The following is a 21,362-nucleotide window of genomic DNA, read 5'->3' as shown; positions in this document are numbered from 1 at the left end:
AATAATAGAGAAAGATGTAATTTTGATATGAATCGGGAATGTATGACTCAGTATTAATCCTTTAGGAGCAGAGAGCGCAGCCCGGCAGCTTTATTTTCAATCTCCTGCCACTCCTGATCGGGGTCAGAACCGCTGACGATCCCCGCCCCGGCATACAGGCGAACACAGCTCTCCTCAACGCTTGCCGAACGCAGCGCCACGCAGAACTCGCTTTGTGCTAACGAGAGATACCCGGCAGAACCGGCATACCACTCCCGGTCGAAGGGTTCATTGTGGGCGATGAAATCCCACGCCGCCTGACGCGGCAGACCGGCAACTGCCGCGGTGGGCTGCAGGCGCAGCAGGCACTGTTCATCATCCGGCTGTTGCAGCGCGGTCCAGATGCAGCGGCGTAAATGCTGAACCTTACGCAAACGCACGATTTGCGGCGGGAGGACATCAAGTACCCCATTTTCCCGCTGCAGGCGCTGGCAGATATCCTCAACCACCAGCATATTTTCCCGCTGGTTTTTATCGTCGTTCATCAGCCAGTTACCCAGCCGCGCGGCATGGGCATCGTCCGGGTGGCTGGCAACGGTTCCGGCCAGCGCTTCGGTGCGCAGCAGCAAACCGCGCCGCCGCCACAGCCGTTCCGGCGATGAGCCGAGAAACGCCCGGCTGGCATCAGTGCGCATAAAGAAGTGGTAGCACTGGAAGTTGACCTGGCGGCTGGCCGCCATCAGCGCGGCGGGGTTTACCGCCTCGTTAAACTGCAAATCTGTCGCCCGGGCCAGCACCACTTTATCGAATTCCCCCCGGCTGATAGCCTCTGTCGCCCGGGTAATCAGCTGAAGCCAGCCGGCCCGGTCAGGGAGATGCGTTTCCCTCACCACCGCTTGCGTGACCGGGGCGACAGGCTGGCTCTCCGCCAGGGTCTGCATAAACTCCCGCGCGCGCTGGACCTCCGCTTTCAGAGAGGTGTCGCTCCAGAGCACCAGGCGCAACGATGCGGTCCCGCCGAAGCGCTGCCACAAAAGGCGCGGCAGGAACAGATTGCCCTGCCTTGGATCGAAGGCATTAACGCCTACCACTCTCAGGTCGGGTGCGTGCGAATAACGGTTTAAAAACTGACGGGCGGCGGATAACGAGGGGAAATGCGTTATCGCTCCGAGAGCAGCATACTCTTCGTCGCCATTGCGCTGCTGCCAGTAGAACTGCGGGTAGATGTGCTGGGCATTCAGCCAGCCGAGCGGATCAAACGCGTCGTTGAGGGCAAAGGAGACATCGAGATAATGCAGGCCAGGGGTATCGGGAAAATCGTCGGCTAATTGTTGGCAAAGGCCTTTCAGCGCGGTGGAAATCGAGTGCACGCGAACTTCTCCCAGCTCAAAAACCTCACATTATAAGGGGTACTAATCAGAAAAAGCAGTACCCCCGAGTTGGCAGGGAGAAGCGTTCGTGCTGTGTTGTTAACGGCGGGCGAGTAAAATACCCAACACCAGACCAGCGGCGGCGCCTACGCCAATCCCCTGCCATGGCTTTTCACGGACATAATCATCCGCACGATAGACCGCTTTTTTGGCCTTGTAATAGTATTGATCGGACGCATGACCCACGCGCGTTTTCACATCATGCAGAGCCTGCTCAGCACGCGCTTTTAGCTCAATGTATTTCTGATCGGCCGGATCGCCGGAAGAGCGTAAGACCTCCTCCAGGGTTTCACTCAGCAGGGTCAGATCGTCATCTACATGGTTATCCGATGATTGATAAGACATAGTGTTCTCCATGTGGTTGCATCAGTTCCGTAACTATAGACAATGCTTGACGATTCCGCCTGCTACGCTTGTTGTACCTCTTTCGCCATACCCACGTGCGGAATGCCATCTTCGTCGTAGATATCCGTCACCTGCACAAAGCCAAAACGGGCATAAAAGGCGTGCAGATGCGCCTGCGCCCCGAGGTATAACGCCTTGTCGGGCCAGTTATTTTCGCAGGAACGCAGCGCGTGCTCCATCAGGGCATAGCCCAGCTTCTCGCCTCGCACCTCGCGGCTGATAATCACGCGGCCAATCACAACGGGGGAGAAATCGTCGTCACTTTTCAGAATCCTCGCATACGCCACCAGCCGGTTATCTTTCCAGCCGAGGATATGGCGGTTCTCCCCCACCAGGTCTTCGCCGTCAATGTCCTGATAGGGGCAGGTTTGTTCAACGACAAACACCTCACAGCGCAGTTGAAGTAAGGCGTAAAGTACAGGAACGGTCAGCTCGCTATGGTGCAGATCTTGCCACTGGATCATTGAGGTCTCCTTATCGTGAGGGGAGCCGTTATACTAATGACTTTTCGTCCCCGGTGCAGAGGCTGAGTGCATTATGGAGCTGTTTTTTTTAGGAACATCCGCTGGCGTACCGACCCGTACGCGCAACGTCACCTCAATTTTGCTGGATCTCCAGCACCCCACCCGCAGCGGACTGTGGATGTTTGACTGCGGCGAAGGCACGCAGCACCAGCTGCTGCGCACCGCCGCGCATCCCGGCAAGCTGGATAAAATTTTCATCACTCACCTGCACGGCGACCATCTTTTTGGCCTGCCGGGGCTGCTGTGCAGCCGCTCGATGGCGGGGAATATCCAGCCGCTGACCATTTACGGCCCGCCTGGTATCCGGGAGTTTGTCGAAACCAGCCTGCGGATCAGTGGCTCGTGGACAGATTATCCCCTCGAGATTATTGAGATCAAACCGGGCGTGGTGTTCAAAGATGATGCGTACACGGTAACCGCCGCGGCGCTCAATCACCCCGTGGAGTGTTACGGTTTTCGCATTGAAGAGCGGGATAAACCCGGCGCGCTGGATGGTGCCGCGCTGATCGCCGCAGGAGTGCCCTTCGGCCCGCTGTTTCAGCAGCTAAAACGCGGCGAAAGTGTCACCCTGGAAGATGGCCGGACCATCAACGGCGCGGAATATCTCTCGCCACCCCGTCCAGGTAAGAAGCTGGCCATCTTCGGGGATACCGCCCCCTGCGAGAACGCCCTTGAGCTGGCTCAGGGCGTCGATCTGCTGGTGCATGAGGCCACGCTGGAGGTAGCGATGGAGGAGAAAGCCAATAGCCGCGGCCACAGCTCCACGCATCAGGCGGCCAGGCTTGCCCGCGACGCGCAGGTAAAAAAACTGATCGTCACCCACGTCAGCTCCCGTTACGACGCCGAAGGCTGCGCCATGCTGCTGGCGGAGTGTTGCGCCATCTTTGCTGCCAGCGAGCTGGCAGAAGATTTTGCTACCGTGCGCGTTTAATGCTCTGGTTTTCCCCGAAACTGCCGATAACCCTATCAGGCCGGTATTTTTCACTGAGGGGCAAACATGGATAACTTCCAGAAAGACATTGATGACAGGGCAAATCTTACTCTGTCGAACCGATTTGAGCTGCTGCTGTTTCGTCTTGGCCGCTCAATGAATGAAAACAAATCTGAGCTGTTCGGCATCAACGTCTTTAAGCTTCGCGAGATTGTGCCCATGCCCTCGTTCACCAAACCGGCGGGGATGAAGTCGCCCCTGATGGGTATGGTTAATATTCGCGATCAGGTGATCCCGGTTATCGACCTGGCCGCGGTAGCAGGCTGCAAGCCAACGACGGGGCTGAACATTTTACTGATCACCGAGTATGCCCGTAGCGTCCAGGCCTTTGCCGTGGAGTCGGTCGAAAATATCATGCGCCTGGACTGGAAGCAGGTGCATGCGGCGGAAACCGCCGTCAGCGGACGCTATATCACCAGTATCGCCTGTCTGGATGAGAAGACGGATACCAACGATCTGGCGATGGTGCTGGACGTTGAGCAGATCCTCTATGACATCACTCCGGCTAACCACGACCTGCATGCTACCGATCTGCAGATCACCAAATTCAATATCAAGCCGGGTGCGGTGGCGATTGTGGCAGAAGACTCCAAAGTAGCGCGCTCAATGCTGGAAAAAGGACTGCAGGCGATGCAGATCCCGGCGCAGCTGCATATCACCGGCAAAGAGGCCTGGGAGAAGATCGGCGTGCTGGCCGCGCAGGCCCAGGCGGAAGGGGTGCCCATTACCGATAAGATCTCGCTGGTGCTGACCGACCTTGAGATGCCGGAGATGGACGGCTTTACCCTGACGCGCAAAATCAAAACCGACGCCATCCTGAAGGAGATCCCGGTGGTGATCCACTCTTCCCTTTCCGGCAACGCCAACGAAGATCATATCCGCAAGGTGAAAGCCGATGGCTACGTGGCAAAGTTCGAGCTGAACGAGCTCTCATCGGTGATTGAAGAGGTGCTGGAGCGCGCAAACAAAAAAATTGACGGGCCGCTGATTAGCCGTAAGCAGCTGGCTTAATTTGCACCATTTTGCCGGGTGGCGCTACGCTTACCCGGCCTACAAAACCTGTAGGCCCTGCAAGCGCAGCGCCGCTGGGCAATAAAAAAACCCGCCGAAGCGGGTTTTTTTGTTTCTGGCGTTTTTACATCAGCGGCATCGCATGCTGCACGATGGTGATCAGCGGCTGCGGATAGATACCGAAGATCAGCACCAGCAGCGCGGAGATGAGCACCACAATACCGCCCGCGCTGTACTGCCAGTTGCCTGGCGCATCGCGGTTGAGCTGCTGAGGCGCACTCAGATAGAGGCTCACGGCAACGCGCAGGTAGTAGTAGAGACCAATCGCGGAGCCGATAACGACACCCGCCGTCAGCCACCACAGACCAGCCTGCACACCCACTGCCAGCACGTAGAACTTACCGATAAAGCCGAGCGTCATCGGGATACCCGCCAGCGACAGCATCATCACGGTCATCACCGCAGAGAGGATCGGACGATGCCAGAACAGACCACGGTAGGAGAAGAGCGAGTCGGCATCCGGGCCACGGTACGGGCTGGACATCAGGCTCACCACGCCGAAGGCACCGAGGCTGCTGAACAGGTAACCGGCCAGGTAGACACCCACGGTCTCCATGGACATCTGACCGCTCTGCAGGGCAATCAGCGCCACCATCAGATAGCCGAGGTGAGAGATGGAGGAGTAACCGAGCAGACGCTTGATATTGGTCTGGCTCAGCGCCATCAGGTTACCGAAGATGATAGAGACAAAGGCGATCACGCCGAGCACCACGCGAACCGCTTCGCTGTCACCCACCGGGGCGTAGAGGAACAGACGCATCACCACGCCGAAGATAGCGATTTTGCTCGCCGTCGCCAGGAAGGTGGATACCGGCGCTGGCGCACCCTGGTAGACGTCTGGCGTCCACAGGTGGAACGGCACCAGAGAGAGTTTAAAGCCGAGGCCAACAATCATCATGCCCAGACCCGCCAGCAGCAGCGGCTCGTGCAGCATGCCGTCGCCAAGGCTCTTGCCGAGCGCTTCAAACGAGAGGTTACCGGACTGAGCGTAGAGCAGCGCAATACCAAACAGCAGGAAGGAAGAAGCAGCAGCAGACAGGATCGTATACTTGATACTCGCTTCCAGAGAGCGCTTCTGGCGGAAGGCATAACCGATCAGGCCGAACAGCGGCAGAGAGATGAGCTCAATACCGAGGAACAGCGCCGCCAGATGATTAGCATTCGCCAGCAGAATACCGCCCAGGGCAGCAATCAGAACCAGCAGGTAAAACTCTTCTCTGTTGTCGTTGTAGCCTTCCAGCCACGGGTAAGCAAAGGTACAGGTCGCCAGACTGGCTAACAGCACCAGCCCAGTGTAGAGCATGGCGAAGCCATCAACGCGCATCAGCGGCGTGACGTCCATCGCCCCCGCCTGGCCAACAAACCAGAGGGAGACTAACGCAGCGTTCAGACCCAGAACCGCCAGCGTGGCATTCAGGAAGTGATTGCGTCGCCACGCAATGGAGAGCATCACAACCACCACCGTCAATCCGACGATCAGCAGCGGTAGCAGCGCAATCAGTTGTTGTGGAGTTATTGTCATGGCGATTTACGGCCTTGTAGTAGAAGCAGAATTAACAAACCACTGCTGGATGTTACCCATCGCGGAGTGCGAGGTATCCAGAATCGGCTGCGGGAAGAAGCCCAGCAGCACCAGCAGTACGACCAGCAGCAGGATGATGAACAGCTCGCGCAGCGACATCCCCGGCAGTTCTTTGGCAGCGATGTCACTCTTCGCTTTACCGAAGTAAGCGCGGTGCAGCATCGCCAGCGAGTAAACGGAGGCGAACACCAGACCGAAGGTGGAGATCACGGTGATCGTCGGCACCACTTTAAAGCTGCCGAACAGGATCATAAATTCGCCAACGAAGTTACCGGTCCCTGGCATCCCCAGCGTGGCAACCGCGAAGAACATCGACATCGCTGGCAGCCATTTGATTTTGCTCCACAGACCACCCATCTGACGCATGTCACGGGTATGCAGACGTTCGTACAGCTGACCACACAGGATGAAGAGACCGGCTGCGGAGAGACCGTGGGCAATCATCTGGATCACCGCGCCCTGGTAGGCCAGCTGGCTGCCGGTGTAGATAGCAATCAGCACGAAGCCCATGTGGGAAACGGAGGTGTAGGCAATCAGACGCTTGATGTCGTACTGCGTGAAGGCCATCCAGGCACCGTAGAAGATACCGATCACACCGAGCCACATGGCAATCGGCGCAAACTCTGCGGAGGCATTCGGGAACAGCGGCAGCGCGAAACGCAGCAGACCGTAGGCTGCGGTTTTCAGCAGGATGCCCGCCAGGTCAACGGAACCCGCCGTTGGAGCCTGGGAGTGCGCATCCGGTAGCCAGCCGTGCAGAGGCACCACCGGCATTTTCACCGCAAACGCAATGAAGAAGCCCAGCATCAGCAGGTATTCTACGCCGTGAGACATTGGGGTCTTCAGCAGGTCCTGATAGTTGAAGGTCCAGACGCCGGTCGCGTTGTAGTGCACGAACACCAGCGCCAGGATGGCAATCAACATCACCAGACCACTCGCCTGGGTATAGATGAAGAACTTGGTAGCCGCCGTGATACGCGTTTTACCGTCGGATGCCTTATGGCCCCACAGCGCGATCAGGAAGTACATCGGCACCAGCATCATCTCCCAGAAGAAGAAGAAGAGGAACATGTCGATGGCAAGGAACACGCCGATCACGCCGCCCAGGATCCACATCAGGTTCAGGTGGAAGAAGCCCTGGTATTTTTCGATTTCTCGCCAGGAGCACAGTACCGCCAGAACGCCGAGCAGACCGGTCAGCACCACCATCAGCAGCGACAGACCGTCAATCGCCAGGTGAATGGTAATACCGAAACGCGGGATCCACGGCAGAATGAATTCAGACTGCCACTGCGGAATGCCCGCAGACTGGGTCAGTGAATAGCCGCCCTGCAACCAGAGTTGCAGGCCAAGCGCGAGCGTCAATCCCATGGTGATCAGCGCAATCCAGCGCGGCATCTTCACGCCAAAGCGTTCGGTCTGCCAGCACAGGAACCCACCGATAAAGGGAATTAATATTAGCCAGGGTAGTAACATGGCGATTTGCATTCCTTTTTAAGGCCCCCAGAAGGGGCCTGATTTTCAACGAATTCGAATAAAATTCACTTAACGATCAACGCAATACCATCAGCAGCGCCAGCACCACAACCGCGCCGATGCTCATGGACGCTACATACCAGCGCAGATACCCGTTCTCGCTGAACAGCAGGCCTTTACCGGCCAGGCGAGAAAGGAGTGCCGGGATGTTCATTACCGCGTTCAGCGGATCGCGTTTGATAAGCCACGCAATGCCGAGGAACGGTTTCACGAAGATCATGTCGTACAGCCAGTCGAAGCCCCACGCGTTATACCACCAGGTGCCCAGCAGACGGCCCGGCGCACTGTTGGCAACGGCAGTCACCAGCGTGCGTTTACCCAGCCACAGCCATGCCGCAATCAGGATACCCGCGATAGCGACCACACCGGAGGTGATTTCAAGCGTCAGAACGCGACCGTGCTCAAGCTCGGTAGTGTCTGGCAGTACGCCCTGCAGCGGTGGCACAATCATCGCGCCAACGAAGGTGGAGAGTACCAGCAGCACAATCAGCGGCAGGTGGTGGGTGATCCCCTTCCCTGCGTGAGCGTGAATTTGTTCTTTACCGTGGAAGACGATGAAAATCATACGGAAGGTATACAGGGAGGTCATAAACGCACCGACCAGACCCGCAACCATCAGATTGATATGCCCGTTCGCCATGGCGCCCGCCAGGATTTCGTCCTTACTGAAGAAGCCCGCGGTAACAAGCGGCAGTGCCGCCAGCGCCGCGCCGCCCACCAGGAAGCAGACGTAAACCAGCGGGATGGACTTACGCAGTCCGCCCATTTTGAAGATGTTCTGCTCGTGATGGCAGGCGAGGATCACCGAACCAGACGAGAGGAACAGCAGCGCTTTGAAGAACGCGTGCGTCATCAGGTGGAAAATCGCCGCGTCCCACGCCTGTACGCCCAGCGCCAGGAACATGTAACCGATCTGGCTCATGGTGGAGTAAGCGAGAACGCGTTTGATGTCGGTCTGGACCAGCGCGGCAAAGCCTGCCAGCACCAGCGTCACCGCACCAACGATACCTACCAGATGCAGAATTTCCGGGGTCATCAGGAACAGGCCGTGGGTACGCGCAATCAGGTAAACACCGGCGGTCACCATGGTAGCAGCGTGGATCAGCGCAGAGACAGGAGTTGGACCCGCCATCGCGTCGGCAAGCCAGGTCTGCAACGGCAGCTGTGCAGATTTACCCACAGCACCACCCAGCAGCATCAGGGTTGCCCACCACAGCATATTATTGCCGGCTTCGAAGTGCGCCGGTGCCAGTTCCACCATTTCGCGGAAGTTCAGCGTGCCCAGCTCGTTGTAGAGAATGAACAGCGCGAAGGCGAGGAAGACGTCACCCACACGGGTTACGACAAACGCTTTCATGGCCGCTGCGCCATTCTTCGGATCGGTGTAGTAGAACCCGATCAGCAGGTAAGAGCAGAGACCCACCCCTTCCCAGCCGAGATACATCAGCAGCAGGTTATCCGCCAGCACCAGTACCACCATGCTGGCGATAAACAGGTTGGTGTAGGCGAAGAAGCGAGAGTAACCCTCTTCACCGCGCATATACCAGGAGGCGAACATGTGGATCAGGAAGCCCACGCCGGTAACCACGGAGAGCATGGTCAGAGAGAGACCATCCAGCACCAGGTTAAAACCGATGTTGAAATCACCCACCGACATCCAGGTCCAGAGTGGAACGCTGAAAGCCTGACGTCCGTTGTTAAAGAAGTCGATTCCCGCATACGCTGTTACCAGTGCGGCCAGGCCCACAGAGCCCATGCCGATGGTCGCAGAGAGATTTTCAGACCAGCGGCCGCGTGAGGACGACAGCAGCAGGAAGCCAATCAGCGGAAAAATAATGGTTAAGGCAAGCATGTTCATCCACGCAACTCACTTACTGAATCGATGTTCAGGTTCTGGCGGCGACGATGGAGCTGCAGCAACAGCGCCAGGCCAATACTCGCTTCCGCAGCCGCGAGGCTGATGGCGAGAATGTACATCACCTGACCATCGGTCTGGCCCCAGTAGCTACCGGCAACCACAAAGGCCAGCGCGGAAGCGTTGATCATGATCTCCAGGCCAATCAGCATAAACAGCAGATTGCGGCGGATAACCAGACCGGTTAAGCCCAGCACGAATAAAATCGCGGCGAGGATCAGTCCGTGTTGTAAAGGGATCATGCGTGATCCTCCGTTTTTCTTTTCGCGCTGTCGTCCTTACGGTTGCTCAGCACTTCACCCATGCGCTCTTCGCGACCTACGTGGAAAGCCACGACCAGGCCTGCCAGCAGCAGCATCGAGGCCAGTTCCACCGCCAGTACGTATGGCCCAAACAGGGTGACACCCACCGCTTTGGCGCTGATTGGCGTGCCGTCGATACCCTGGTCGTTCACACCCAGAATGGCGTAAACGATCACCGCCAGCATGATGGCCGACAGAATTGCCGGGCCAATCCACACCTGCGGTTGCAGCCACTGACGTTCCTGCTCGATCTCAGAGCCGCCCAGGTTCAGCATCATCACCACGAAGACGAACAGAACCATGATGGCCCCGGCGTAAACGATGATTTCAAGCGCACCGGCAAAGTGTGCGCCCAGCGCAAAGAACACCCCGGAAATAGCCAGCAGCGAAATGATTAAATAGAGCAGCGCATGCACCGGATTGGTGTGCGTAATCACTCGCAGCGTAGCCAGGATGGCGATCAGGCCACAGATATAAAAAGCGAATTCCATTGCCCCTCTCCTTACGGTAACAGGCTCTTGACGTCGATAGGCTTGGCTTCGTTCTCTGCTTCGCCCTTATCTTTGCCGTCGATTGCCATACCCGCCATCCGGTAGAAGTTATATTCCGGGTATTTGCCCGGACCGGAAATCAGCAGATCCTCTTTCTCGTACACCAGATCCTGACGTTTGAATTCACCCAGTTCGAAATCGGGGGTCAACTGAATCGCCGTGGTCGGGCACGCTTCTTCACACAGGCCGCAGAAGATGCAGCGTGAGAAGTTGATGCGGAAGAACTCCGGGTACCAGCGACCGTCCACCGTCTCTGCTTTCTGCAGAGAGATACAGCCAACCGGACAGGCTACCGCACACAGGTTACAGGCAACGCAGCGCTCCGAACCGTCCGGATCGCGCGTTAGCACGATACGGCCACGGTAGCGCGGCGGCAGATATACCGGTTCTTCCGGATACATCCGGGTTTCGCGTTTAGAAAACGCGTGCAGGCCGATCATCCAGATACTGCGTACCTGGGTGCCGAAGCCTACCAATAATTCTTTCAAGGTCATGATCTCAAAGCCCCTTATGGCTGCTGCCAGAGAATGACAGCCGCCGTTACCAACAAGTTGACGAGCGTCAGCGGCAGGCACACTTTCCAGCCGAAGGACATTACCTGGTCATAACGCGGACGCGGTAATGCAGCGCGAATCAAAATGAACATCATCATGAAGAACGCGGTTTTCAGCGCGAACCAGATGAACGGCGGTAAGAACGGGCCATGCCAGCCACCAAAGAACAGCGTGACCATCAGCGCGGAAATGGTGACGATACCGATGTACTCGCCCACGAAGAACAGACCGAACTTCATACCGGAATATTCAATGTGGTAACCGTCGGCCAGTTCCTGCTCGGCTTCTGGCTGGTCAAACGGGTGACGGTGACACACCGCCACGCCCGCGATAGCAAAGGTAACAAAACCAAAGAACTGCGGGATAACGTTCCAGATGTCGGCCTGGTTGTTGACGATGTCGGTCATGTTGAATGAACCGGCCTGCGCCACCACGCCCATCAGGGAGAGACCCAGGAACACTTCGTAGCTGAGCGTCTGCGCGGAAGCACGCATCGCACCCAACAGGGAGTATTTGTTGTTACTGGACCAGCCTGCGAACAGTACCGCGTAAACCGCGAGGCCTGCCATCATCAGGAAGAACAGAATGCCGATGTTCAGGTCAGCGACCACCCAGGTCGGGCTGACCGGAACGATAGCAAACGCCAGCAGCAGCGAGGTAAAGGCGATCATCGGTGCCAGAGTAAAGATCACGCCATCCGAGAAGCGTGGGATCCAGTCCTCTTTAAAGAACATCTTGATCATGTCCGCGACCAGCTGGAGTGAACCACCCCAGCCCACGCGGTTCGGTCCGTAACGGTTCTGGAACAGACCGAGCAGACGACGTTCACCGAAGCTCATGAACGCACCGCAGGTGACCACCACCAGCAGGATAACAACCGCTTTCAGGATGTTCAGCAGGATGTCGATAAGATCAGGCGTTAACCAACTCATGCTTTTGCCTCCTGCAGGTTATCAAGACGCGCGCCGGCCAGCACCGGGGCAATGCCAGGCATACCCATCGGCAGACCCACCTGCCCTGCTGTCAGACCTTCAGAGATAATCAGCGGCAGGCTGATTGTCTGGCCTTCATAGCTAAAGCTGATGTTCGCGCCCGCGTTGACGCCAAGCTTCGCGGCATCCGCCGGGTTGAGCTTGATGTACGGCTGCGGCATACGGGTCTGGAAGACCGGGGAACGCTGGGACAGCTCGTCGCTACCAAACAGATGGTAGTACGGCGCAATACGCCAGTTGCCCTCTTCTGCCTGGAAGCGTGCCGGAACGGTGGAGAAGAACCCCAGACCGGTTTCGGAGGCTTCAATCAGGCGTACGCCCGGATCGCCGTGGCGCAGAGAACCACCCACTTCAGCCTGAAACTTGTTCCATGCCTGCGGGGAGTTCCAGCCTGGCGCCCATGCGAATGGGATCTGCGAACGTGGCGCAGACGGCTGGTTGTTCCCTTCCATCGAGAAGGCGAACATGGTGTCTTTATCCTGCGGCTGACGCGGTTCGTGTACGCTGATGTTGGCGCGCATTGCAGTACGGCCACTGTAGCGATGCGGTTCACGCGCCAGTTTCTGGCCGCGAATACGGAAGCTCGCTTCCGGCGCCGCATCTTTGATGCCTGCCAGTTGCGGCAGCTTTTCAATAACGGCGTCGATCACGTGGTCGAGCTGCGTCCAGTCCACCTCACGGCTCAGCACGGTGCTGTGCAGGGAGTGCAGCCAGCGCCAGCTTTCCAGCATCAGGGTGGTGTTGTCGTAGTAGGCCGGGTCATAAACCTGGAAGAAGCGCTGGGCGCGGCCTTCGTTGTTAATCACCGTCCCGTCGCTTTCCGCGAAGCTTGCCGCAGAGAGCACCAGGTGCGCTTTGTCCATAATGGCGGTGCGCTGATGGTCAATAACCATCACCAGCGGCGCCTTAGAGAGCGCAGCATCTACGCGTGCGGCAGAAGCATGGCGGTGGAGATCGTTTTCAAGTACGACAACGGCATCCGCAGAGCCAGATTCCAGCTCGCTCAGCGCCTCTTCCAGAGAGCCGCCGCCGATCATCCCCAGACCAATGCTGTTTACCGCACGGGCAATCATGGTTACGCCAACGTCGGCGCCACGGCCTTTCAGCGCTTTGGCCACGTTCGCTGCAGCCTGAATGATCTCGCTGCTGCCGGCGTTGGTACCGGAGATAATCAGGGGTTTCTTCGCACCGGCCAGCGCCTGCACGATCACGTCCACTTTGTTCTGCAGATCGCGATCCAGTTCAACGGCCGGGGCACTGCTGTCCAGGCCATTAGCAATAGCAAAGCCGAGACGGGCCTGATCTTCCACCGGCGCACGGTAGGTCCAGGCGGCGATGTCGTCCAGACGGGTGTCATCAACGTTGGTCACGAACAGCGGATGCTTCGCGCGCTGACCGATGTTGAGAATAGCCGCGATCTGCCAGTCAGCCACTTTCTGTGCCGCTGCCATTTCACGCGCTTTCCCTTTCACCGCCTGACGAACCGCCAGGGCTGCGCGCGCGCCGGTCTGGGTTAAATCTTCGCCCAATACCAGTACCGCATCATAGGATTCGATTTCGCGCAGCGCCGGGGTATGGATACCACCTTCGCGCAGCACTTTCAGCACCAGCTGCAGACGTTCCTGCTCGCCCTGGGCGATACCGGTGTAGAAGTTATCCGCACCCACCAGCTCGCGTAGCGCGAAGTTGCTTTCGATGCTGGCGCGCGGGGAGCCGATACCGATCACTTTCTTCGACTGGCGCAGAATATCTGCCGCGCCCTGCATCGCCTGTTCAGCGTTCAGGGTGATCAGGTCGTCGCCACGGCGCTGAACCGGACGACGCGGACGGTCTTTCAGGTTCACATAGCCATAGCCGAAACGACCGCGGTCGCAGAGGAAGTAGTGGTTCACGGTACCGTTGTAACGGTTTTCGATACGACGCAGTTCGCCGTAACGCTCACCCGGGCTGGTGTTACAGCCCAGCGAACACTGCTGGCAGATGCTTGGCGCAAACTGCATGTCCCACTTACGGTTGTAACGCTCGGAGTGGGTTTTGTCGGTGAATACGCCGGTCGGGCAGATCTCTACCAGGTTACCGGAAAATTCGCTCTCAAGCGTACCGTCTTCCGGACGACCGAAGTAGACGTTGTCATGCGCGCCATAGACGCCCAGATCCTGACCATCCGCGTAGTCTTTGTAGTAACGCACGCAGCGGTAGCAGGCGATGCAGCGGTTCATTTCGTGAGAGATGAACGGCCCCAGATCCTGGTTACGATGGGTACGCTTGGTAAAGCGATAGCGACGGAAGCTGTGACCGGTCATGACGGTCATATCCTGAAGGTGGCAGTTACCGCCCTCTTCACAGACCGGACAGTCGTGCGGGTGGTTGGTCATCAACCACTCCACCACGCTTTCGCGGAACTGTTTCGCTTCCAGATCGTCGATAGAAATAAATGTGCCTTCGGCGGCTGGCGTCATACAGGACATTACCAGGCGACCACGCGTGTCTTCCGCGTTTTGATATTGCTTCACCGCACACTGGCGGCAAGCACCGACGCTGCCCAGCGCCGGATGCCAGCAAAAATACGGAATATCAAGGCCGAGAGACAGACAAGCTTCCAGCAGGTTGTCCGCCCCGTTGACCTCATATTCTTTGCCGTCTACATGAATCGTAGCCATTAGCATGCTTCCAGTTGTCTCGGTATAAACCGAGCGTTAATCAAAATTCTGTTTTTACCAGCGCGCTTTCAGCAGGTTCGGCTGAATACCATTGATTGAATGGGTATTGCTGAACGGCTGCTTGATGCCTGCTTCGAATTCGTCGCGGAAATATTTAATCGCGCTTTGCAGCGGCTCGACCGCACCTGGCGCATGCGCACAGAAGGTTTTACCTGGACCCAGGAATCGACACAGTTGCTCAAGTGTCTCGATATCGCCAGGCTGGCCTTCGCCACGCTCAATAGCACGCAGGATCTTCACGCTCCACGGCAGGCCATCACGGCACGGTGTACACCAGCCGCAGGACTCGCGGGCGAAGAACTCTTCCAGGTTACGTACCAGCGACACCATGCCGATCTCGTGGTCGACGGCCATCGCCAGCGCCGTACCCAGACGGCTGCCTGCTTTACCAATGCTTTCGAACTCCATCGGCAGGTCGAGGTGGGCTTCGGTCAGGAAGTCAGTCCCTGCCCCACCCGGCTGCCAGGCTTTGAATTTCAGACCATCGCGCATGCCGCCGGCGTAATCTTCCAGAATCTCACGTGCGGTGGTGCCGAACGGCAGTTCCCAGACGCCAGGATTTTTCACGCGGCCGGAGAAGCCCATCAGCTTGGTACCAGCATCCTTACTTTTAGAGATGCCCTGATACCACTCCACGCCGTTGGCGAGGATCGCCGGGACGTTACACAGGGTTTCGACGTTGTTTACGCAGGTCGGTTTACCCCACACGCCGGAGCTTGCCGGGAATGGCGGCTTAGAACGCGGGTTGGCGCGACGGCCTTCCAGGGAGTTAATCAGCGCGGTCTCTTCCCCGCAGATATAACGCCCTGCCCCGGTGTGCACGAACAGTTCGAAGCCGAAACCGGTGCCAAGAATATTTTTGCCCAGCAGACCCGCTTCAGTGGCTTCGGCAATCGCGCGACGCAGGTTCTCTGCCGCTTCGATGTACTCCCCGCGCAGGAAGATGTAGCCGCGATAGGCTTTCAGGGCGAAGGCGGAGATCAGCATACCTTCCACCAGCAGGTGCGGCAGCTGCTCCATCAGCAGGCGGTCTTTATAGGTGCCCGGCTCCATCTCATCGGCGTTACACAGCAGGTAACGAATGTTCATGGATTCGTCTTTTGGCATCAGGCTCCACTTCAGACCGGTGGAAAAGCCTGCGCCGCCGCGCCCTTTCAGGCCAGCATCTTTAACCGCGTTAACGATCTCATCCGGCGCCATGCCGGAGAGGGCTTTACGCGCCCCGGCATAGCCGTTTTTGCTCTGGTACTCTTCGAGCCATACCGGCTGTTTGTCATCACGCAGACGCCAGGTCAGCGGATGCGTCTCAGCAGTACGAATTACAGTTTTCATTTGTACTGCTCCAGCAGGTCAGGAATGGCTTCCGGCGTCAGATAACTGTGAGTGTCCTCATCAATCATCATGGTCGGCCCCTTGTCGCAGTTACCCAGGCAGCAGGTTGGCAGCAGGGTAAAACGACCGTCAAAGGTGGTCTGGCCCGGCTTGATATTGAGCTTCTTCTCAATCGCAGCCTGAATGCCCTGATAACCAGTGATATGGCATACCACGCTGTCGCAGTAGCGGATCACGTGACGGCCTACCGGCTGACGGAAGATCTGGCTGTAGAACGTAGCCACGCCTTCGACGTCACTCGCCGGAATACCCAGCACTTTTGCAATCTCATAGATCGCGCCATCCGGCACCCAACCACGCTGTTTCTGTACGATTTTCAGCGCTTCAATGGACGCCGCACGCGGGTCTTCGTAGTGGTGCATCTCGTGCTCAATGGCGGCACGCTCTGCTTCACTCAGCTCAAAAGCCTCGGTTTGTGGTTGTTGATTCTCGTGCATAATTAGCGGTCCACATCTGACATAACAAAATCGATACTACCCAGATACACAATCAGGTCAGAGACCAGACTGCCGCGAATGGCAGACGGGATCTGCTGCAGGTGCGGGAAGCTTGGCGTACGTACACGGGTACGGTAGCTCATGGTGCTGCCGTCGCTGGTCAGGTAGTAACTGTTGATACCCTTGGTCGCTTCGATCATCTGGAAGGATTCTTGCGCCGGCATAACCGGACCCCAGGAAACCTGCAGGAAGTGCGTGATCAGGGTTTCGATATGCTGCAGCGTGCGCTCTTTCGGTGGCGGCGTGGTCAGCGGGTGATCCGCCTTGAACGGGCCTTCCGGCATGTTGTTGAGGCACTGCTCAAGGATACGCAGGCTCTGGCGCAGCTCTTCCACTTTCAGCATCACGCGGGTGTAGCAGTCGGAAACACCGCCGCCCAGCGGCACTTCAAAGTCGAAGTTTTCATAGCCGGAGTAAGGACGCGCTTTACGCACGTCGAAATCGATACCGGTGGCGCGCAGGCCAGCGCCGGTGGTGCCCCACTCCAGCGCCTCTTTCGCACCGTAGGCAGCAACGCCCTGGGAACGGCCCTTCAGGATGGAGTTGCGCAGCGCGGCTTTCTCGTAAGAGGCCAGACGCTTCGGCATCCAGTCGAGGAACTCACGCAGCAGACGATCCCAGCCGCGCGGCAGGTCATGCGCGACGCCGCCAATACGGAACCAGGCCGGGTGCATACGGAAACCGGTGATCGCTTCCACCAGATCGTAAATCTTCTGACGGTCGGTAAAGGCGAAGAAGACCGGGGTCATCGCGCCGACGTCCTGAATGAAGGTGGAGATGTAGAGCAGGTGGCTGTTGATACGGAACAGTTCAGACAGCATAACGCGAATCACGTTAACGCGATCCGGCACGGTGATGCCTGCCAGTTTCTCAACGGCCAGCACGTATGGCATTTCGTTCACGCAGCCGCCGAGGTACTCGATACGGTCGGTGTACGGAATGTAGCTGTGCCAGGATTGACGCTCACCCATCTTCTCGGCGCCACGGTGGTGGTAGCCGATATCTGGCACGCAGTCGACGATCTCTTCACCATCAAGCTGCAGAATGATACGGAAAGCACCGTGCGCAGACGGGTGGTTTGGACCGAGGTTGAGGAACATGAAGTCCTCGTTGTCGGTGCTGCGCTTCATGCCCCAGTCTTCCGGCTTGAAGGTCAGCGCTTCCATCTCCAGATCCTGCTTGGCTTTGGTCAGCTCAAACGGATCGAATTCGGTGGCGCGCGCCGGGTAGTCTTTACGCAGCGGGTGGCCGGTCCAGGTCTGTGGCATCATAATGCGCGTCAGATGCGGGTGGCCATCGAAGGTCATGCCAAACATTTCCCAGGTTTCACGCTCATACCAGTTAGCGTTCGGGAAGAGTTTGGTGATCGTCGGCAGATGCATGTCGTTTTCGGACAATGCCACCTTGAGCATGATATCCGTGTTGCGGTCTATTGAGATCAGGTGGTAGAAAACGGAAAAATCCGCCGCGGGTAAACCCTGGCGGTGAGTACGCAGACGTTCGTCCATGCCGTGTAAGTCAAACAGCATGACGTAAGGTTTAGGCAGTTTCTTGAGGAAATCAACCACTTCCAGTAACTGCTCACGCTTCACCCAAACAACGGGTACCCCGGTGCGGGTGGCCTGAACAGTAAAGGCATCCGGCCCAAAACGGTTGCGCAGTTCGCCGATGACCGGGTCATCCAGATGATCCCGTGTTTGCCAGGCGGCGTCTTGCGCGGTTAAGTCGGTCATAGTGTTCACCATTGCAAAAGGTCCGTGGTGACTGTCGGGCGTGGCTTCGCGCTATTTGAATAGTGATATGCGAAGGTTATCTCCATGCCCACAGGCGCAAATTAAATTTCGTCTGGTGTCCGCAGATTGGTCACTGCGATACGTTCACCGCGTTTACGCTCGCGCTCAGACTGCATGTTAGCGCGGTACACGCCCTGGTCACCCACAACCCAGGAGAGCGGGCGGCGTTCTTTGCCAATCGACTCCTGCAACAGCATCAGCGCCTGCATGTAGGCTTCCGGACGCGGTGGGCAGCCCGGGATATAAACGTCAACCGGGATAAACTTATCTACACCTTGTACGACGGAATAGATGTCGTACATGCCGCCAGAGTTGGCACAAGCGCCCATGGAGATAACCCATTTCGGCTCGAGCATCTGGTCGTACAGACGCTGAATGACCGGCGCCATTTTGGTAAAGCAGGTGCCCGCTACCACCATCAGGTCAGCCTGACGCGGAGATGCACGCAGTACTTCTGCACCAAAACGCGCAACGTCATGCACCGCAGTGAATGACGTCACCATTTCAACGTAGCAGCAAGAAAGGCCAAAGTTGTATGGCCAGATGGAGTTCTTACGACCCCAGTTGACCATATCGTGCATGGCATGCTCGAGCTTGCCCATGTACACGCTTTTGTTGACTTCTTGCTCCAGGGGGTCGGTTACGATCTCCTGCTTTTGCAGGGGGTAACGGTCATTCTCACCGTTAGGATCTATGCGGGTGAGCGTGTAATCCATCTTATTGCCTCGCTGTTACTGCTGACGATTAGGGATACTGTTTTCCGGGTTGATACGTTCACGGCGTGAACGTGCAGGTGTCCAGTCCAGCGCGCCAATACGCACCAGATAAACCAGACCGGCCAGTAACACTAAAATGAAAATTGCGGCCTCGACAAAGCCTACCCAGCCACTCTCACGAATGGAGGTCGACCATGCGAACAGGTAAAGCGCTTCCACGTCGAAAATGACGAAGAACATGGCTACCAGATAGAACTTGGCAGACAGGCGTAAACGCGCGGTACCTACCGAATCGATACCCGATTCGAATGGCGTGTTTTTGTGCCTTGCGCGGGCGCGACCGCCCAGGAACCAGCCGCCGACTAGCATCAGGCAGCACAGGCCAATGGCAACGATAAGAAAGATTGCGAATGCCCAGTGATGAGCGATGACTTCTGTGGATGTTGACATACTCATTGCTTACTCATCAAAAGTGATACCTGGAACACTGCTCTTACTGGCAGATGGGCATCACATCGATTCATGGGGAGGAACAAATAACCGTACACTAACTGTCGAAAATGAGACATAGACAGCAAAATGATGTGGTTTTTTACTCCTTTCTATAACCTTTTGTCAACTTTAACAAAAGTTTCTTCACATTAAATTACATTGATCGAACTTCATTAACATTTAATGCCCTTTACCCTCATTAAATGTGAGGCGCGTACCTGCGTGGAGGTGTTGAATCGTGTCCGTAATGTACTAATACAAAGATTACCCGCCTATTTTGACAGGAATTGCCGTCGATTCCTCCCCCCAAAGAGGAGTATTTTCTTGATCTGTGACACGCTTTTGTTAATTCAATCAAAAAAACGGCAACATCTTTGCTGCTTTTTTAACATGCCCATTGACATTAGAAAGAACAAGTATAGCGGGATTTTGAAGAAAGGCAGGATATCTATCAGATTGATAAAACAGAAAATTGGCAATGACTTAAGTCAAACCCCTCTGGTGCCCATGCAAAAAAAGAACCACTGTGCGCAGAGGCAGCGGCAGTGGTTCGTCATCGTCTGAGCGAATTGTTATCAGATTATTAGGGATTCGTTTACTCGAAATCGCTTTCAATGATTACCGAGTCATCCCCTCCTTGTTGAGTAACAGTATTGTACTGCCAGGGGTTATGGTAATCATCCATGGCGCTAAAGATGGTCTGCGCAAGCTCGTTGTTACTGGCCGGATTATGACACAACAGATATTCCGTATCCGGCAGCGCGGGCAATCCATCCGCTTTGCCTAACACACGCAAATCGGGGCTCATCATCTCAACCGGACGAGCCGTTACGCCGAGCCCTGCTTTTACCGCGGCGCGGATCGCAGGCAGCGTGGAGGCAACATAGGCCAGGCGCCATGGCACATTGGCGGCGTTGAGCGTAGCCAGCACAACGTCGCGGAACGGGCTGGGATCGTCCAGCAGGACTAACGGCACCGGCTCGCCGCGCTGCAACGTGAACTCGGCGGCGCAGTACCAGTGTGTCGGCGAGGTGCGTAGCGTCAGACATTCGAACTGGCTGGTACGATGGGTGGTGACCACCAGATCGACCTCCTGCTCCTGCAACATATCAACCATAAAGGCGTTGCGTTTCACTCTGACATCAAGAGCAAGTTTCGGGTAAACCGAACTGATGCGGTTGAGCAGGAACGGCAGAATGGTATCGGCCGACTCATCAGAGGCGCCTAATGTTAAGACACCCTGCAGGTTGCTAAACATTAATGATGAACATGCTTCATCATTGAAGCGCAGAATTTTTCTGGCGTAACCCAGGAGCTGAATACCATGCTCCGTTAACAGCTTATTGCGACCATGACGGGCAAAAAGCTCTTTACCGACCAGTTGCTCCAGTCGTTGCATTTGTTGGCTCACTGCGGACTGGGTACGGCAAACTGCCGCCGCCGCAGCAGCAAAGGTGTTCAGATCGGCGACCGCCACAAAGGTTCTCAGCAGATCGAGGTCGAGATTCAGTATCGGACGATTTGCATTAATCATATCTTTTCACTTACAGGTTGCTCGTACGGAGCTGCCCCGGGTTTAAGCTGTGTGCGTAAAAGTAATACAGTTCCTTCTGAACGAAATCCGCTGACGTCCCGGTCTGGCAGGGGCCTGCATAATGTAATTTTGCTGGTTATATCAGTGGTCAGAAACAACTTATCTGACGTTATTTTTATTCTCAAAATCGTTCGAGATATATAGGTATTTGCCGGATGATGTAAATTCGATTAAAGAAGATGCATATCCAACGTCAACTTTATCGCAGTACAGGTTGAGCGGCAATGGTATCGCTTAACTTCTCAAGGCAGAGATAATTCTAGCAATTACAATAAACTATTAAAGGTCCAGGCATCAAGGCATGCTGTGACCTGTTATCTTTCATC

General features: G+C 56.4%; 19 protein-coding genes. 2 read left to right on the top strand and 17 right to left on the bottom strand.

What is annotated here, in order from left to right; translation table 11 throughout:
• Nucleotides 1-53 precede the first annotated feature (53 nt).
• From menF to DVA44_RS07040, 3 genes are all read right to left on the bottom strand, one after another.
• Complete coding sequence (gene menF, locus DVA44_RS07050; protein WP_114386054.1) at nucleotides 54-1,349, bottom strand: isochorismate synthase MenF; 1,296 nt, start codon at nucleotides 1,347-1,349, stop codon at nucleotides 54-56.
• 99 nt (nucleotides 1,350-1,448) lie between these two features.
• Nucleotides 1,449-1,754 (bottom strand): stress response protein ElaB, encoded by a 306-nt coding sequence (gene elaB / locus DVA44_RS07045; RefSeq protein ID WP_103180450.1) that lies wholly within the window; start codon nucleotides 1,752-1,754, stop codon nucleotides 1,449-1,451.
• A 62-nt stretch (nucleotides 1,755-1,816) separates the two neighbouring features.
• Nucleotides 1,817-2,278, bottom strand: a complete 462-nt coding sequence (locus DVA44_RS07040) for a GNAT family N-acetyltransferase (protein WP_114314381.1) — start codon at nucleotides 2,276-2,278, stop codon at nucleotides 1,817-1,819.
• Nucleotides 2,279-2,351: 73 nt separating this feature from the next.
• On the opposite strand from DVA44_RS07040, the gene rnz reads away from it, so the two are divergent.
• Complete coding sequence (gene rnz / locus DVA44_RS07035) at nucleotides 2,352-3,269, top strand: ribonuclease Z (RefSeq protein ID WP_114386053.1); 918 nt, start codon at nucleotides 2,352-2,354, stop codon at nucleotides 3,267-3,269.
• A gap of 66 nt (nucleotides 3,270-3,335) precedes the next feature.
• On the top strand, nucleotides 3,336-4,340 hold the full coding sequence (locus DVA44_RS07030; RefSeq protein WP_103825137.1) for a chemotaxis protein: 1,005 nt from the start codon (nucleotides 3,336-3,338) through the stop codon (nucleotides 4,338-4,340).
• A gap of 124 nt (nucleotides 4,341-4,464) precedes the next feature.
• Here the strand turns inward: DVA44_RS07030 and nuoN are convergent, their stop codons facing one another.
• The 14 genes from nuoN to lrhA all read right to left on the bottom strand — a co-directional run bounded on the left by nuoN (nucleotide 4,465) and on the right by lrhA (nucleotide 20,976).
• Nucleotides 4,465-5,922, bottom strand: a complete 1,458-nt coding sequence (nuoN, locus tag DVA44_RS07025) for an NADH-quinone oxidoreductase subunit NuoN (protein WP_103180457.1) — start codon at nucleotides 5,920-5,922, stop codon at nucleotides 4,465-4,467.
• A 6-nt stretch (nucleotides 5,923-5,928) separates the two neighbouring features.
• On the bottom strand, nucleotides 5,929-7,458 hold the full coding sequence (gene nuoM / locus DVA44_RS07020; RefSeq protein WP_103825138.1) for an NADH-quinone oxidoreductase subunit M: 1,530 nt from the start codon (nucleotides 7,456-7,458) through the stop codon (nucleotides 5,929-5,931).
• Between the two features lie 76 nt (nucleotides 7,459-7,534).
• Nucleotides 7,535-9,376: an NADH-quinone oxidoreductase subunit L gene (gene nuoL, locus DVA44_RS07015; protein WP_114386052.1), complete on the bottom strand. Its 1,842-nt coding sequence runs from the start codon at nucleotides 9,374-9,376 to the stop codon at nucleotides 7,535-7,537.
• Nucleotides 9,373-9,675 (bottom strand): NADH-quinone oxidoreductase subunit NuoK, encoded by a 303-nt coding sequence (nuoK, locus tag DVA44_RS07010; RefSeq protein WP_049841347.1) that lies wholly within the window; start codon nucleotides 9,673-9,675, stop codon nucleotides 9,373-9,375. Before nuoK ends, nuoL begins: the two co-directional genes overlap by 4 nt.
• Nucleotides 9,672-10,226 carry an NADH-quinone oxidoreductase subunit J gene (gene nuoJ / locus DVA44_RS07005; protein WP_103180463.1) on the bottom strand — a complete coding sequence of 185 codons (555 nt, stop codon included), beginning with the start codon at nucleotides 10,224-10,226 and terminating at the stop codon, nucleotides 9,672-9,674. The genes nuoK and nuoJ overlap by 4 nt, the downstream gene beginning before the upstream one ends.
• A gap of 11 nt (nucleotides 10,227-10,237) precedes the next feature.
• Nucleotides 10,238-10,780 carry an NADH-quinone oxidoreductase subunit NuoI gene (gene nuoI, locus DVA44_RS07000; RefSeq protein ID WP_103180465.1) on the bottom strand — a complete coding sequence of 181 codons (543 nt, stop codon included), beginning with the start codon at nucleotides 10,778-10,780 and terminating at the stop codon, nucleotides 10,238-10,240.
• A gap of 14 nt (nucleotides 10,781-10,794) precedes the next feature.
• Entirely contained in the window at nucleotides 10,795-11,772 is a 978-nt protein-coding gene (nuoH, locus tag DVA44_RS06995) for an NADH-quinone oxidoreductase subunit NuoH (protein WP_114386051.1), read from the bottom strand.
• Complete coding sequence (nuoG, locus tag DVA44_RS06990) at nucleotides 11,769-14,492, bottom strand: NADH-quinone oxidoreductase subunit NuoG (protein ID WP_114386050.1); 2,724 nt, start codon at nucleotides 14,490-14,492, stop codon at nucleotides 11,769-11,771. Before nuoG ends, nuoH begins: the two co-directional genes overlap by 4 nt.
• 54 nt (nucleotides 14,493-14,546) lie before the next feature.
• Nucleotides 14,547-15,884 carry an NADH-quinone oxidoreductase subunit NuoF gene (nuoF, locus tag DVA44_RS06985; RefSeq protein WP_114386049.1) on the bottom strand — a complete coding sequence of 446 codons (1,338 nt, stop codon included), beginning with the start codon at nucleotides 15,882-15,884 and terminating at the stop codon, nucleotides 14,547-14,549.
• Nucleotides 15,881-16,381: an NADH-quinone oxidoreductase subunit NuoE gene (nuoE, locus tag DVA44_RS06980; protein ID WP_014170998.1), complete on the bottom strand. Its 501-nt coding sequence runs from the start codon at nucleotides 16,379-16,381 to the stop codon at nucleotides 15,881-15,883. The genes nuoF and nuoE overlap by 4 nt, the downstream gene beginning before the upstream one ends.
• Nucleotides 16,382-16,383: 2 nt before the next feature.
• Complete coding sequence (gene nuoC / locus DVA44_RS06975; protein WP_103180472.1) at nucleotides 16,384-18,186, bottom strand: NADH-quinone oxidoreductase subunit C/D; 1,803 nt, start codon at nucleotides 18,184-18,186, stop codon at nucleotides 16,384-16,386.
• An 89-nt stretch (nucleotides 18,187-18,275) separates the two neighbouring features.
• Nucleotides 18,276-18,950 carry an NADH-quinone oxidoreductase subunit NuoB gene (gene nuoB / locus DVA44_RS06970; RefSeq protein ID WP_003861482.1) on the bottom strand — a complete coding sequence of 225 codons (675 nt, stop codon included), beginning with the start codon at nucleotides 18,948-18,950 and terminating at the stop codon, nucleotides 18,276-18,278.
• Nucleotides 18,951-18,965: 15 nt separating this feature from the next.
• Nucleotides 18,966-19,406, bottom strand: a complete 441-nt coding sequence (nuoA, locus tag DVA44_RS06965) for an NADH-quinone oxidoreductase subunit NuoA (protein ID WP_103825145.1) — start codon at nucleotides 19,404-19,406, stop codon at nucleotides 18,966-18,968.
• A gap of 631 nt (nucleotides 19,407-20,037) precedes the next feature.
• A complete protein-coding gene (gene lrhA, locus DVA44_RS06955) occupies nucleotides 20,038-20,976 on the bottom strand; it encodes a transcriptional regulator LrhA (RefSeq protein WP_103825147.1) in 939 nt (312 codons plus the stop codon).
• Between the last annotated feature and the right edge of the window lie 386 nt (nucleotides 20,977-21,362).

Source organism: Leclercia sp. W17 (assembly GCF_003336325.1).
Lineage (GTDB): Bacteria > Pseudomonadota > Gammaproteobacteria > Enterobacterales > Enterobacteriaceae > Enterobacter.
Note: the sequence above shows the minus strand (reverse complement) of the source record. Positions and strands in the feature narration are given on the sequence as shown.

Coding starts and splice junctions, on each gene's coding strand:
- elaB (WP_103180450.1), bottom strand. CDS start 1,754: ATGTCTTATCAATCATCGGATAACCATGTAGATGACGATCTGACCCTG.
- DVA44_RS07040 (WP_114314381.1), bottom strand. CDS start 2,278: ATGATCCAGTGGCAAGATCTGCACCATAGCGAGCTGACCGTTCCTGTA.
- rnz (WP_114386053.1), top strand. CDS start 2,352: ATGGAGCTGTTTTTTTTAGGAACATCCGCTGGCGTACCGACCCGTACG.
- DVA44_RS07030 (WP_103825137.1), top strand. CDS start 3,336: ATGGATAACTTCCAGAAAGACATTGATGACAGGGCAAATCTTACTCTG.
- nuoN (WP_103180457.1), bottom strand. CDS start 5,922: ATGACAATAACTCCACAACAACTGATTGCGCTGCTACCGCTGCTGATC.
- nuoM (WP_103825138.1), bottom strand. CDS start 7,458: ATGTTACTACCCTGGCTAATATTAATTCCCTTTATCGGTGGGTTCCTG.
- nuoL (WP_114386052.1), bottom strand. CDS start 9,376: ATGAACATGCTTGCCTTAACCATTATTTTTCCGCTGATTGGCTTCCTG.
- nuoK (WP_049841347.1), bottom strand. CDS start 9,675: ATGATCCCTTTACAACACGGACTGATCCTCGCCGCGATTTTATTCGTG.
- nuoJ (WP_103180463.1), bottom strand. CDS start 10,226: ATGGAATTCGCTTTTTATATCTGTGGCCTGATCGCCATCCTGGCTACG.
- nuoI (WP_103180465.1), bottom strand. CDS start 10,780: ATGACCTTGAAAGAATTATTGGTAGGCTTCGGCACCCAGGTACGCAGT.
- nuoH (WP_114386051.1), bottom strand. CDS start 11,772: ATGAGTTGGTTAACGCCTGATCTTATCGACATCCTGCTGAACATCCTG.
- nuoG (WP_114386050.1), bottom strand. CDS start 14,492: ATGGCTACGATTCATGTAGACGGCAAAGAATATGAGGTCAACGGGGCG.
- nuoF (WP_114386049.1), bottom strand. CDS start 15,884: ATGAAAACTGTAATTCGTACTGCTGAGACGCATCCGCTGACCTGGCGT.
- nuoE (WP_014170998.1), bottom strand. CDS start 16,381: ATGCACGAGAATCAACAACCACAAACCGAGGCTTTTGAGCTGAGTGAA.
- nuoC (WP_103180472.1), bottom strand. CDS start 18,186: ATGGTGAACACTATGACCGACTTAACCGCGCAAGACGCCGCCTGGCAA.
- nuoB (WP_003861482.1), bottom strand. CDS start 18,950: ATGGATTACACGCTCACCCGCATAGATCCTAACGGTGAGAATGACCGT.
- nuoA (WP_103825145.1), bottom strand. CDS start 19,406: ATGAGTATGTCAACATCCACAGAAGTCATCGCTCATCACTGGGCATTC.
- lrhA (WP_103825147.1), bottom strand. CDS start 20,976: ATGATTAATGCAAATCGTCCGATACTGAATCTCGACCTCGATCTGCTG.